The 12,538-nt window shown below is 68.2% G+C and carries 10 protein-coding genes; 3 read left to right on the top strand and 7 right to left on the bottom strand.

Going from position 1 to position 12,538, the window contains the following annotated elements:
- Positions 1–1,252: 1,252 nt before the first annotated feature.
- The gene (locus ACLL9L_RS13075) at positions 1,253–2,791 is read right to left on the bottom strand and encodes a phospholipase D family protein (protein ID WP_411285096.1); all 1,539 of its coding nucleotides are present in this window, start codon (positions 2,789–2,791) and stop codon (positions 1,253–1,255) included.
- Positions 2,792–3,485: 694 nt separating this feature from the next.
- On the opposite strand from ACLL9L_RS13075, the gene ACLL9L_RS13070 reads away from it, so the two are divergent.
- Positions 3,486–5,105: a serine/threonine-protein kinase gene (locus ACLL9L_RS13070; protein ID WP_411285095.1), complete on the top strand. Its 1,620-nt coding sequence runs from the start codon at positions 3,486–3,488 to the stop codon at positions 5,103–5,105.
- 830 nt (positions 5,106–5,935) lie between these two features.
- Here ACLL9L_RS13070 and ACLL9L_RS13065 read toward each other — a convergent pair.
- The 3 genes from ACLL9L_RS13065 to ACLL9L_RS13055 all read right to left on the bottom strand — a co-directional run bounded on the left by ACLL9L_RS13065 (position 5,936) and on the right by ACLL9L_RS13055 (position 7,659).
- Entirely contained in the window at positions 5,936–6,199 is a 264-nt protein-coding gene (locus tag ACLL9L_RS13065) for a hypothetical protein (RefSeq protein WP_411285094.1), read from the bottom strand.
- A complete protein-coding gene (locus ACLL9L_RS13060; protein WP_411285093.1) occupies positions 6,196–6,522 on the bottom strand; it encodes a transposase in 327 nt (108 codons plus the stop codon). Before ACLL9L_RS13060 ends, ACLL9L_RS13065 begins: the two co-directional genes overlap by 4 nt.
- Positions 6,523–6,642: 120 nt before the next feature.
- Entirely contained in the window at positions 6,643–7,659 is a 1,017-nt protein-coding gene (locus tag ACLL9L_RS13055) for an NAD(P)H-dependent flavin oxidoreductase (protein ID WP_411285097.1), read from the bottom strand.
- Positions 7,660–8,026: 367 nt separating this feature from the next.
- Here ACLL9L_RS13055 and ACLL9L_RS13050 point away from each other — a divergent pair, with 367 nt between their 5' ends.
- Positions 8,027–8,467 carry an SRPBCC family protein gene (locus ACLL9L_RS13050; protein WP_411285092.1) on the top strand — a complete coding sequence of 147 codons (441 nt, stop codon included), beginning with the start codon at positions 8,027–8,029 and terminating at the stop codon, positions 8,465–8,467.
- An 81-nt stretch (positions 8,468–8,548) separates the two neighbouring features.
- Here ACLL9L_RS13050 and ACLL9L_RS13045 read toward each other — a convergent pair whose 3' ends face one another.
- On the bottom strand, positions 8,549–9,307 hold the full coding sequence (locus ACLL9L_RS13045; protein ID WP_411285091.1) for an SDR family NAD(P)-dependent oxidoreductase: 759 nt from the start codon (positions 9,305–9,307) through the stop codon (positions 8,549–8,551).
- 331 nt (positions 9,308–9,638) lie between these two features.
- Between ACLL9L_RS13045 and ACLL9L_RS13040 the strand changes: the two genes are divergently transcribed.
- Positions 9,639–9,965 (top strand): GYD domain-containing protein, encoded by a 327-nt coding sequence (locus ACLL9L_RS13040; protein WP_411285090.1) that lies wholly within the window; start codon positions 9,639–9,641, stop codon positions 9,963–9,965.
- 606 nt (positions 9,966–10,571) lie between these two features.
- Here the strand turns inward: ACLL9L_RS13040 and ACLL9L_RS13035 are convergent.
- Both ACLL9L_RS13035 and ACLL9L_RS13030 read right to left on the bottom strand, forming a co-directional pair.
- On the bottom strand, positions 10,572–11,201 hold the full coding sequence (locus ACLL9L_RS13035) for a DUF1326 domain-containing protein (RefSeq protein ID WP_411285089.1): 630 nt from the start codon (positions 11,199–11,201) through the stop codon (positions 10,572–10,574).
- Positions 11,198–11,947, bottom strand: coding sequence for a DUF2182 domain-containing protein (locus ACLL9L_RS13030; RefSeq protein WP_411285088.1), 750 nt, complete (start codon positions 11,945–11,947; stop codon positions 11,198–11,200). Before ACLL9L_RS13030 ends, ACLL9L_RS13035 begins: the two co-directional genes overlap by 4 nt.
- Between the last annotated feature and the right edge of the window lie 591 nt (positions 11,948–12,538).

The following is a 12,538-nucleotide window of genomic DNA, read 5'->3' as shown; positions in this document are numbered from 1 at the left end:
GTTCAGTCCCCATCGTCAGGTCCATCGATGACCTGCGTCCTCGACGGTCCCTCATCGTGGTGAGATGGCCACCGGGCTGCGCCGATCAGGGTGAAGGCCTCGTCCCACTCGATCGGTGCGTAGTGGGTGCCACCGGGGCGCTTAACCATCGGGCGCGATCCGGCCCTGCTGGCCCCAGCCAGTACTCGGAGTGGGCGGCGAGGTCGGCGAGGCTGTGCCGCGCGAAGAAGTCCGGGGTGGCACGGTCGGTGGTGGCCTCTTCGGCCACCGCCTTCGCCCCGTTCTCGCAGAACTCCGCCACGTGGCGGTGGCCCGGGTCAGGGTCGGGCCACGCGCAGCTCATGCAGTCGAGGCCCTCGGCCTGGTTGAGCTTCAACAGGGTCCTGGCGGTACGGGCGGGCCCCATCCGCTCCAAGGACCTCTTACATCGAGACCGCAACCGCTGTCGGACCCGCGGCATGTTCCTGCTGGCCGCGGACCTCCATCTGGGACTCGTCGAAGTCCACACCGTCGCGGCGGTTCTCCATGCATCCCAACCTTCCATCCACGCGTCGGGGCCGACGGGTTGCGTGAACCGGCCACCCGGCAACTGTCGAACCGCACTGTGCACGACCTATGCAGGCATACTCAGCAGCGGGGCGCGAAAACGCCTGACGGTCTCGCTCGCGCTCGTGCGCGGCTTCCCAGGTGACGACAAGGGCGTCTGTGACCGCAGCGGTCAGGCTTGCTGGCTCGTCGATGGGTCCCAGAACCTGGCATGCCCCCGGGTACGACCCGGCCCACGCCATTGATGGGGAAACCGGAGCCCATCAGGCTTCGGGAGCTCCCGCTGATCGTGTGGCCGGTCGGCCAGGAGCCAGTTCTTGGCGAACGCCGTCGCCGCGGGCGACCGGTCAGGTAGCCGTTCTCGCTACCCAGGTGGGTACGAAGTCCGCTGGTGATGTGCCGGTGTGACAGGTACTGCCGTGGCTACTCTGCGGACCCAGTAGACGAGGCTCGAGCACGAGCTCGCCGCATTTCGAACTGATGTCGCCGACGGCTTGCCCGCCGAGACCCAACGAGAGGAGTCACCGAACGGGGGCGCCGCTACGGACACGTCAGGGGGGCTCCTGGCCGTCCCACGTGACAGGACGCGGCTCCAGATCGGGCGTTTTGGGTTGGTGGCTGTCCTTCAGCGGGGATCTTGTCGGTGGGCTGTTGTCGACGGGCGTGGTGGCCGCCCGGCTGTGGTCGTGTCCGGCGGGGCGGTGGGTTACATCCGGTGGCGTAGGCGTAGTCCGAGCGGGCGCCCGTCCGGGTCGTAGACCAGCCGGTAGAGCGGGTCGGCCCACGCCCGGGTGAACGGCCCCAGTGCTCGCTCGGCCAGCGGACGCAGCCGTCCTGGTGGGCGCGGGCCGACGCGGCCCCGCTCGTGCCAGTCCTGCAGGGCGCTGGCGGAGGCCGCGAGGGTGGCGAACGTGGCGCCCATCTCGAGGTTCTCGTGGCCGGCGCCGAGGTGCTCGCTGGTCAAGACGGTCCGCAGTTCGCGGGCGTAGCCCGCGTGGCAGACGGTCGCGGACAGCTCGGAGTCGTGGGTCCAGGAGCGTCGGTTGAAGTTGTCGGACCCGACCGATGCCCAGGTGTCGTCGACAACGCAGACCTTGGCGTGGACGTAGACGGGTCGGCCCTGCAGGTTCTCGATCCCGTAGAACGCCACCCGTGCGGGAGCGACCCGACGCAGCTGGTCGATGACGCGCTGGCGGCCCAGGAGGTTGGGCGGCATCGACAGGCGCCCGTCCTGGTCCGGGGAGTGCGGCAGCACGGCGATCAGGTGCAGGCCGGGTCGGCGGGCGAGGGCGTCGGCAAACTCTGCTGCCACCTGCGGGGACCACAGGTACTGGTCCTCGATGTAGATCAGGTCCCGGGCCTGGCGGATGGCCTTGGTGTACCCGCGGGCGATGCTGCGTTCGCCGCGCGGGGCGAATGGGTACCCACCGAACCGCTTCGGGTAGGTCGCCAGCAGCTGGACGGGGTGCGCGCCGGTGGGCGCCGGGTCGGGACGCTGCGCGGGCAGCGGGCTGGTCCGGACCGGCGGTCGGTGAACCCGGTCCGCGACCCAGCGCAGCGGGGAGCGGGTCAACGGCTGGGGGTCGTCCCAGCGCTCCCGGAAGACGGTCTCGACGTCACCGACGGCCGGGCCGGTGATGGCCAGCTGCACGTCGTGCCAAGGCGGCCGGCGCCCATAGACGGCCGCCATCGGCTGAGGCTGGGGGTCGCCGCGGTGGCAGGCGTCGTCGCGTCGGCTGTGGCACAGGTCGATCCCGCCCAGGAACGCGATGTCGCGCTCTGGACGGTCCCGGTGGCGCAGGACGACGAACTTCTGGTGGTGGGACCCCCCGACGCGGACACGCATGTCCAGCACGCATTGGCCGCCGGCGGCGTTGATTTCCTCACCGAGGTGCCTGTTCTCCCTCCCGGAGAAGGCCAACCGGTCCCAGTGGGAGCGCCAGACCAACCCCCGCACGTCGACCCCGCGGCGCGCCGCCCGGGCCAGCACCGCGCCAACCTGACTTTCAGGTGAGCCGACGAGGCGTTCGTCGGGGTCTCCACGCCAGTCCACGAACAGCACCAGGTCGCCGCCGCCCATCTGCTCGATCCGCCGGTGCAACTCGGCGTAGTAACTCGCGCCGTGGACCAGCGGCGCCACCAGGTTGCCCTCGCTCCATCCGAGACCTGCTCGGCGAGGGCGATCCAGCGCCGTTGCCGGGTTCCCTCGTTCCCCAGCGGCAAGGAACCAGCTGTCGACGTCCACGCCCGACCCCACCCCCTTTCGCTCGTCAACCGGTCGGTTCAGACCCTACCCAGCCGCGTCGCGCCCAGACCCGTGACGGACTCACGGAAAACACCCCAGCACCCCAGCAGCCCCTGAGCCGTTCCTCGACACCGACCCCCGGGGGGTCCGGACGGCAAGATCGGAGCCCGGTTAGGCACCTTCCATACGTGCGAGGGGCGACGATCACGGAGTTCCTCGGGCATGGTTTGTGTGTTGGGTTCTGCGACCCCGGCTCCTTGTCGCACGAACGAACCAGCGTAACTCTTGGTAGAAGCGGGACTGGCCTAGCTACGGAACCGACCCAGCCGCGGTCTCTTTCAAAGGTGCAGAACCGGCAGACCCGGAATCGAAACGCACACGACCCCGGGCACGCTCCCCGCCCAGGAACAGCACTGTCACCTCCCGCATCGCGGGCACGCTCCCGTTGCCTCAACCACACGATCCGGAAGGGAGCCCTATGGTCCGACCCCAGCCAGCCCACCGTCGCGACGATGGCCTGAATCCGCGAGCGGGCGGGCCGGTTGAGGGGCCCGCCCGGGTTAAGCGCTGGAATCCCTTGGAGCCTCATTGCGGTTGCGTTCGGCCTACGGGGCGCCGGGTGGTCGGTAGGGTTAACCCTTGGTCAAGCCCCCAGGAACAGACCTCAAGGTCGCCAGGATGGAACGGAATGCCGATGAGCGGACGTGATGCGCTGATAGCCGGGCGCTACCGTCTGGTGAACCGCATCGGCAGCGGAGGCATGGGGATTGTCTGGGAGGCCTGGGATGAGCGCCTGCGGCGTCCTGTCGCGCTCAAGCAGTTGCACCCGCAGGTTGGTCTCGGCGGGGCCGACGCGCAGATAGCCAACGATCGGGCCATGCGGGAGGCCAGAATCACGGCACGACTTCATCACCCGCACGCCGTCCCGGTCTTCGACGTCGTCGAGCACGACGGTCAACCGTGTCTGATCATGCAGTACCTGCCATCGATGAGTCTGCAGACGCTCCTTAACGACAAGGGTGCCCTGTCGCCGACCGAGGTGGCCCGGATCGGCGCGGAGGTGGCATCGGCGCTGGCTGCCGCGCACCGGGTCGGAATCGTGCATCGGGACGTCAAACCGGGCAATGTCCTCATCGCCAAGGACGGCTCGGCCAAGATCAGTGACTTCGGGATCTCGCACGCAGTGGGGGACGTGACGCTCACGTCCACGGGGATGATCACCGGCACCCCCGCCTACTTGGCGCCTGAGGTCGCCCGGGGGGCCGAGTCGAGCTTCGCGTCGGACGTGTTCTCGCTGGGCGCCACCCTTTATGCCGCGCTCGAAGGTGCTCCGCCGTTCGGGACCCACCAGAACCCGATGGCCTTGCTGCATCTCGTCGCGTCCGGAAGGGTCACGCCGCCGAGTCACGTGGGGCCGCTCGCGTCGCTGCTGCTGTGGATGCTGGCCACTGCACCGAAGGACCGACCACCCATGGAGGAGGTGGCCAAGGCGTTGACCGCGGTGGAAGCCGACCCGGCGGTGACGATCGAGAATCATCTCCCGTGGGGAGTGGCCGCCGGAGCGACCCGCGAGGGCGACATTACGCACTCCTTCACACCGATAGCGATCAGCAACACCGCGTCGCTGCCGGTGGTCGGTTCGCCGACGGGTCCGCCGCTGACCGACCCGGGCTGGCCCGACGATCAGCCCACCCCACGTCGGTCCCGCGCGCGCCAGGCAGTCGTGGGCGCGGCCCTTCTATTGGCCTTCGCCGTCTTGGCGACGTATCTGCTTCTCGGGCGCGGCGCCGTCAGCAACCCGACCGTTTCGCCCAGCGACGCGCGATCGAGTTCAGCGGCTTCCTCGACACCACCCTCGTCGACCTCGCCATCCAGTGCGGCGGTGGCACCACCCAGCCCAGCGCCGCCCCCAAGCTCGGCGGCGGCGTCCACGGCGACGGCTAGCCAGACGACCTCGGTCGCGCCACCGCCGACGATCTCAGGTGCACCCACCGCTGCGCAGCTCGCCCAAGCGGTCACGGACTACTACGGGCTCCTGCCCGGCAACACCGACGGTGGTTGGTCCCGGTTGACTGGGCAGTACCAGGCCACCACCGCGAAGAATCGGCAGACCTACCAAGCCTTTTGGGACGCTGTCCAACGGGTCGCGGTCAGTAATACCATCGGCTCGGCGCCCGGGACGGTTCAAACGTCCATCACCTACGTCTTCAAGGACGGCCGGGTGATCCAGGAACGTACGTCCTTTGGCCTGGTCCGTGATGGCGGGATCCTCAAAATCGATAGCTCGATGGTTTTGAGCAGCCAACCGCAGTAGCCCGGCGGGCCTAGCCTCACGAAGGACGACCACCCCATGACCAACATCCGGTTCGAGATCAGCATGTCCCTCGACGGCTACGTCACCGCACCTAACCCCTCGCCTCGACTAGCCGATGGGCGACGGCGGGCAGGTCCTGCACGAATGGGCCTTCGGCGTCAGAGGTGGGCAAGTCGTAACCTTGGTGGTGGCCTCGTCATCCGCTAGATCCTGCGACGACGTTGACTACGACCACGCGGCCCGACCCACATCCCAGATTGTCAACTAGCTGCGATGTGACGCGTCCGCCCGAACGACACCACCGATCACCAACCCGGACAACCTGCTCATGGACGTCTTGGTCCACGGCCAGGACATCGCCGTCCCCCTGGGCATCGAGCGACCCATGCCCACCGACGCAGCGGTGGCCGGGTTCGAACGGGTCTGGAAGATGGGCTGGCCCTTCCACGCCCGCCGGCGACTGCGCGGCATACACCTCGCCGCCACCGACGGTCCCGTCACGGTCGGCGCTGGCCCGCTCATCGAAGGCCTCCTGGCCGACCTGCTGCTTCTGATCACCGGACGGACCGACCCGGCCCTGACCCGCCTGGCCGGCGACGGGATTCCCGTCCTTGCCGCCCGCCTCCCGTCCACAGCGCATGGACGAATTGATGACCTCCATCCTCGCCGAAGTGCAGTTCGCTGCCCTCACGTCAACCCCCAACTCACACGAAGCACGTTCCTGCCCCAGCCCGAACTCGAGCACTACCAACGCGATCTGGGGAAGGTGGTCGACAGACGGCGGAAGACCCGCCCGTCGACGGGCCTCGAGCTGAATCGCCCCGGGTTTGTCAGACGGTCAGTTCTGCCGCGAGGGGTTGCTCGGCGGCGTGGTCGTGACGGTAGTACTCAGCCTCGACCTCGCCCCGGGAGGCCTGGTGGACGCGACAGACCTCATCCAGGACGAGTTCGTCACGCACCTGGCGCGCGCACGGGCGGCGCTTCCTGCCCGCGTAGGAGGTGGACGGAGCGATCGGGCAGCCGTGCTCCGTGAGCACCCTGCAGATCGCCACGACTGTGAACCGGTCCCGGTGAGTGTCGATGAACGCGGTCACCACGGCAGTCGCGGGTCGAGCTCCCGCGCGAAGAAGGACGATGCCGCGAGCAGGATCTCGTTGGCCCGCTTCAGCTCACGGACCTCCGCCTGCAGCTTGCGGATCGAGGCGGCGTCCGCGATCGTGGTCCCCGGCCGGCGACCCTCATCGATCTCGACCCGCCGGACCCACCCGCGCAACGTGTCGGGCACGACCCCGACCTTCGGCGTGATCCGCTTCACCGCCGCGTTCATTGACAACGAGGTGTCCTCGCTCATCGCCTCCGCGACCATCCGCTGAGCCCGATCACGCAGCTCGTTCGGGTACTTCCTGGGTGCTGGCATAACTCCACCTTTTCGTGGAATCACACCGTCCACCAGACCCGGGGCGCGTCAAGCGGCCGGGTCTCGCGTCGTCACCGTCGATGACGCCAACCACCTACACGGTGACAGTGGCCCTGGAAGTCACACGTCGGCTTGTCGGGCGTCCGCGGCGATGCGCCGGATGATCGTGGCGGCCGGTCCGGTGGTGAGCTGGCGCCAGCCGGTGCCGGCCCAGAGGTTGGGCACGCTCGCATCGCCGGCCTGGGCGGCGGCGGCGCGCAGCGGGCGGGTGAGGTGGTGCACCTCGGGGTATGCCGGTGGGGCCTGCCCGTCATGCTCGAGCGCGAAACGGTTGACCAGCCCGCGGGCGAAGCGTCCGCTGTAGGCGCGAGTGAGGATCGTGTCGGTGTAGCGCCCGTCCAGTAGCGCCTGTCGGTGGAGGGCAGACGTGCCCGCCTGGGGCGTGCAGAGCAACGCCGTGCCCAGCTGGACGGCGATCGCGCCGGCTCCCAGCACCGCGGCGGCGTCGCGTCCGGTCATGACGCCGCCGGTCCCGATCATGGGCACGTCGGTCGTCTCGCGGATCTGGGCGAGGAGCGACAACAAGGGGCGATGGTTGGCGGCGAGGTCGGCGAAGCTGCCCTGGTGGCCGCCAGCCTCGGTTCCCTGGACGGTGAGCAGATCCGTGCCGGCGTCGGCCGCGAGCTGGGCTTCGAGCGCCGAGGTGACGGTGACCGCGACCTGGAGACCCGCCCGGTGCAGCCGCTCGATGATCTGCGGGGTCGGGCAGCCGAAGGTGAAGCTGACCAGGTGCACACGGGCCAATTCGACGACGTCCAGCTTGGCGTCGTAGGCGTCGTCCTCCCAGCGTGGCTCGCCGAGCGCCACGCCGAGGCGCTTCACCTCGGGCTGCAGCGCGGCGGCATAGCGGGCGACGTCGCCGGGATCTCCCGGCGGGGATGGCACAAACAGATTCACACCGAACGGCGCGCCGGTCAGCGTGCGCGTCGTCGCGATGGCTTCCCGAAGCCCTTCGGCAGAGAGGTAGCCGGCGGCAACGAAGCCGTACCCGCCTGCGTCGGCGACGGCGGCCGTCAGCGCGGGAGTGGACGGCCCACCCGCCATCGGCGCTTGCACGAGGGGCAGCTCGCTCGGCATACTCACGTCCGCAAGTCTCGCCCATCCCACGACGGCCGGGTGTGCCGGTGTGAGGTGCCATACCCGACCAGTAGTGCGAACGGCTGCGAGAAGGTTCGTCGACACCGATGACCTGCCGAAAGAGTGGCCAACCGACGGGTGATCTGCGGATCGGATGGCGCTCAGTGCTGACTTGTCCTCCGTCGGCACCGGCGGGCCTGCGCGGGTTCCTCAGCATCTCCATCAGCTGCGCCGCGTCGAAGCGCTCACGCACCACGTCGGCCCAGATCCTCGGCGCCCGGGCTGCACTGACGACCCGGCCGCCGAGGTGGCGAAATCCCCCGGTGGGTCGCGGCTCGATGGAATAGCCTGATGAGGGAGGTTCAGGATGCCTGTGGACGTGCTGAGCGAGATCGTGATCGACCGTCCGCTCGACGTGGTGGCCAGCTACGCCGTCGATCCGACCAACGCCCCGCAGTGGTATGCCAACATCTCCTCGGTCGAGTGGGAGACGCCTCCTCCACTGGCCCCCGGTTCGCGTCTCGGCTTCCTCTCTCACTTCCTTGGTCGCCGCCTGGCGTACACGTACGAAGTGCTGGACCTGGTGCCCGGCCAACGGCTGGTGATGGCAACGGCACAAGCTCCGTTCCCGATGGAGACCACCTACACGTGGGACGCCGACGGTGACGGCCGCACGCACATGACATTGCGCAATCGAGGCGTGCCGTCCGGCTACGCAAGCCTGGCCGCCCCGGTGATGGCGAAGGCCATCGGCCGGGCCAACGCCAAGGATCTGGCAAGCCTGAAGCGACTTCTCGAGTCCCGGTAGCTCAGACCTGTCAGACCGTGGCCCGGGGGGAATGGAGCGGCGAAGTCGGACGTGCCGGCAACGGCAACGTCGGACGAGCGCTCAGCCCCGGAGGCCGGCGTCGATGGAGAACGTCGTCGAGGTGACCATCGCGCTGGCGTCCGAGGCCAGGTAGAGGGCCGCCTGCGCGATCTCTTGTGGGGTGGTGTGACGCCCGAGCGGAAGCAATCCGTCGAAGACGGCCGCGGCGTCCGCCTGAGACTGCCCGGTGACCGTCATCTCGATGGCGTCCTGGAACGCGGTCGAGGTGGGGCCGGGGTGCAGGGTGTTCACCCGGATCCGGCGCCCGGCGACCTCCCTGGCCGCCGCACGCATCAGGCCGACCTGGCCGTGCTTGGCGGCGACGTAGCCGGACAGGTCGCCGAAGCCCATCAGGCCGACCACGCTGGAGGTGATGATGACGCTCCCGCCGTCGCTCAGGCGGGGCAGCCCGTGCTTCAGCACATGGAAGGCGCCGCCGATGTGCACCGCGAGCGTGCGGTGGAAGACGTCGCTGGGATAGTCGACGATCTTGTTGATCGCTCCGCTGATGCCGGCGTTGCTGAACAGCACGTCGAGTTGTCCGTAGTGGGCGTAGCCCTCCTCGACCGCCGCCCGGACTGCCTCCTCGTCCGTGACGTCCGCCGTGGAGCTGCTGGCGCTGTCGCTCCCGAGCTCCTCCACGGCCGCCTTGAGCTTGGGCTCGTCGATGCCGACCAGGTGCACTCGGGCGCCCTCGGCGACGAACAGCCGCGCTGATGCCAGCCCGATTCCGCTTTCCCCTCCGGTGATCAGGGCGATCTTCCCCTCCAGCTGACCCATGTCCGAGCCCTCCTCGTGTCGCCGCGAGGGTGAGGGGGCGCCCCGAGCGCCGCCGACACCGACGAGGCCAAAGTTGGTCTCACAACGCTACTCTGTCGGGCCGCATTTGTCGTGTCCCGGCGTGAAGCGCATTGGCTGTACTGGTGCTCGCTCCCGTGGCAGCGGCGCCGATGGTCAAGCGCCCGTCAGTCTGATGTGAGACGAGGCCCAAGCAGATCTCGATGGTTGCTGGTCCGAGGCCGCCCGGTGTGCCTTCGGTCTTGACGCCGCGATGGCGTCTGCGCAGACTGAAGGTCGGCAGGAGACTGGGTGCGCGACGGGAGACGGTGTCATGGCGAAGTTCGCGATTTTCTTCAGGTTCAAAGGCGAGACGATCAAGGCTCTCATCGAGCGCCCCAGTGACCGGGCAGCGGTGGTGGCCAAACTCTGTGAGGGTGCCGGTGGGCGGATGGACGCCTACTACCTGATGTTCGGCGAATGGGACGGGTTCGTGATCGCGGATCTTCCGGACAGTCGGGCCGCGGCGGCGACAAGCCTGGCGGTGAGTAGCAGCGGAGCGTTCGCTCAGTTGCAGACACACGAACTGATGGAGTCGAGCGATGTGGCTGGGGTGCTCGCGACAGCGGCTACCTTGACGTACACGCCGCCGGGTAGCTGACCCGTCCGCGGTTCGACAACTTCGACCGTCCGACGCGGGTGTGGCGACTCCAACGGCAACCGGTTCTGCGACCAGGTTCCGGCAAAGGCGTTGTTGCCCGGGCGTGGTTGTCGCGCCAAGCTGCCCCGTTACGCCTTCACCCACCGATGGACCTCGTGGACCGCTTCGCTGCGTACTCGACTCGATGGTCACAGCGGTGTGCGGGTGGGCTCCAACCTCGTCGTTGACGACGACGCATCGGCCCACGATGGTCAATCCACGTGGTCTCGGCGCGTAGAAGCGATCGCCGCGACGCCCGGCGAGATCACAGGCACAGCACGTAAGTGCGGACGTTGTCCCGACCGCGGTTCGCTGCTCGGCTATCCACCAGCGAGAGAGAGCTGAGTGGCAGAGCCAACCGTGGACGAAGTGGCCAACCAAGCGGCGAACTGGCGAAGTCCCCGAGCGACGTCAAAGCGAAACGCGCCAAGTGGTGATCGACCTCGCCTGCGAAGCCATCGACTACGCCGACCGCAAGACGGCACCCCAGCATGAGGGCGGACACTCCACGCGCTACGGGCGCGAGGCAGCCGTACCTGCGTCAGGGAGGCCTGGACAGGATGTCGGTCAGTTGTGCCAGTCGAAGTCGTAGAGGATCCAGTTGGTGTTGGCGTAGTTCAAGGAGATTCCCTCTGCAGCCACCTCGAAGGTGCCGACACCGCAGTAGCCGTCCTTCCAGATGAAACCGTCGGGCAGGGTGATGTGGGCTTCGTGCGGCTCGTTGGTGACCGGGTTGCGAAGCGACCGCCCCTGACCTGAACCGAGGCCTTCAACCGTCACGCTCGACTCGATCCCGTTCGCGACGATCGTGATGGGCGCCTTGGCGAGGCCGACGACCTCGAAGGTCGTACCCAGGATGGCCCAGGGGTCGCCTCCCAGTGCGCCGGTATAAATCTGACTGAGTGCACCGATCTGCTCCTCGGTGGTCTCCGGGGGCACGATGAAGACGGCCCGTCCGCCCCCGTCGTGGATCGCGTGCGGCCAGTCAACGACGGCGATCGCCGTCACGCCAGACAGGTCGACATCCCCGCAGCGACCTTCGCTGATGACGTTGGCGACGAGGGCTTTGCAGCTGCCGTCTGGCGAGGACGGGAAGCCGCTGAAGTTGCACGTGCAGCCGGGGGCGCAGTTGCAGAACTCGTAGCCCACCCCCGTGATGCTCCATCGCGTCGATGTTTCCGCCATGGTTGTTGTCATGACATTCCTCCTTGAATGAGAGTGGATATGGCGCCGGGATGCACCAGGACGACGAGCCCCAGCACGCAGAGCGCCATTGCTGCCGCACTGGCAAGGTGTTCGCCAGCGGGCACGTTGCGTTCGAGGAAGATGACCGCAGCGATGACCACAGCCCACCAGAGCTGCATGCTGCCGGCAGCTACCACGACCACCATCAGCCCGATGCAACAGCCCAAGCAGTACCGCGCGTGCGTCGCGCCGGCCCGGATGGCCCCGGAGAAGGTCGCGAGATCGGACCCCGCCCCCAGGAAGACCCCCATCGGTGACCGGCAGTGTCGCAGGCAGGCCCGCTTGAGCGGGGTCAGCTGGTAGACCCCGGCAGCAAGCAGCACGGCACCTGAAGCGCGATACGCCCCGACCTGCCCGTTCATCAGCAATATGGACACCGCACGCCAGAGGAACCATGCCGGGATACCGGTGGCGCACCAGAGGAGCAGGTAACCGAGGGTGAAGACGGCGGTCGGTGCCACCCGGTGGAGTGCCGCCGCGCGGGCGTAGAGCCGCACGACCGGCGTCACGGCCGGGAGCATCATGGCAGCCATCATGGCCACCCACCCAAGCAGGTAGGGAACGAGCGTCATCGCTGTGCTCATTGTTGGCGTCTGGGCCGCGAGCCGCGCGGTCGTCCACCACGCCGCCGCCGCGATCAGCACGAGAGACATCGTGACCGTGACGTCGGTATGCCGCCGGCGGGTCGCAGTTTCCATGGCTACCCTGGGTCCTCGGATGGGAGTCCCTGCACCCTCAGGGTGCTCTCACGCCGGCTTGGCGTCAACAATCCAAGAGATGAAGGTGCAAGGACCGCTGTGAGCGGCCCGCCACAGTCCCAAACGTGACCCATCCCATGCCCTCGAGGGCGGCGAACGAGTCGGCACGTCGACCCGGCTCGGCCATGCGTGCTCAAGGACTGGACCGCCTGAAGATCGCCACTCGCGTGGCTGGCCAGTGGCAAGACCATCGCTTTCGTCGACGTTCCGTCACGGGGGCGGCATGGTCGGACGTTCCGTCCGACAAGCGCCAAAGCCGGACGGGCGTAGGCGTCCTCCCCGCAACGCAATCGGACAAGCGGAGCCGAGATCGGTGGGGCATGGCCGACATTTTCCAAGCCCTGGAGACACCTCACCGCGGGCGCAGCGATCGGTGGTTCAGGACTCGCGCGCCGCTGGGCGCGGCGGTGTACCCGGCCGCGGCTGAAGACTGCGAAAGGAGTATGCGAGAGCATCGAACGTCAAAACTGCGCCCGGTTCGGGTAGCCGAGGCCAAGGAGGCCGTCGGCTCGACGTCGTCCTGCAGTCGGA

It is taken from the genome of Lapillicoccus sp., from assembly GCF_046595215.1.
Lineage (GTDB): Bacteria > Actinomycetota > Actinomycetes > Actinomycetales > Dermatophilaceae > Lapillicoccus.
Note: the sequence above shows the minus strand (reverse complement) of the source record. Positions and strands in the feature narration are given on the sequence as shown.

What these genes read in the sequence shown, in the direction of transcription:
- ACLL9L_RS13070 (WP_411285095.1), top strand. Translation starts at nt 3,486, where the DNA reads ATGAGCGGACGTGATGCGCTGATAGCCGGGCGCTACCGTCTGGTGAAC.
- ACLL9L_RS13030 (WP_411285088.1), bottom strand. Translation starts at nt 11,947, where the DNA reads ATGGAAACTGCGACCCGCCGGCGGCATACCGACGTCACGGTCACGATG.
- ACLL9L_RS13040 (WP_411285090.1), top strand. Translation starts at nt 9,639, where the DNA reads ATGGCGAAGTTCGCGATTTTCTTCAGGTTCAAAGGCGAGACGATCAAG.
- ACLL9L_RS13060 (WP_411285093.1), bottom strand. Translation starts at nt 6,522, where the DNA reads ATGCCAGCACCCAGGAAGTACCCGAACGAGCTGCGTGATCGGGCTCAG.
- ACLL9L_RS13045 (WP_411285091.1), bottom strand. Translation starts at nt 9,307, where the DNA reads ATGGGTCAGCTGGAGGGGAAGATCGCCCTGATCACCGGAGGGGAAAGC.
- ACLL9L_RS13050 (WP_411285092.1), top strand. Translation starts at nt 8,027, where the DNA reads ATGCCTGTGGACGTGCTGAGCGAGATCGTGATCGACCGTCCGCTCGAC.
- ACLL9L_RS13035 (WP_411285089.1), bottom strand. Translation starts at nt 11,201, where the DNA reads ATGACAACAACCATGGCGGAAACATCGACGCGATGGAGCATCACGGGG.
- ACLL9L_RS13055 (WP_411285097.1), bottom strand. Translation starts at nt 7,659, where the DNA reads ATGCCGAGCGAGCTGCCCCTCGTGCAAGCGCCGATGGCGGGTGGGCCG.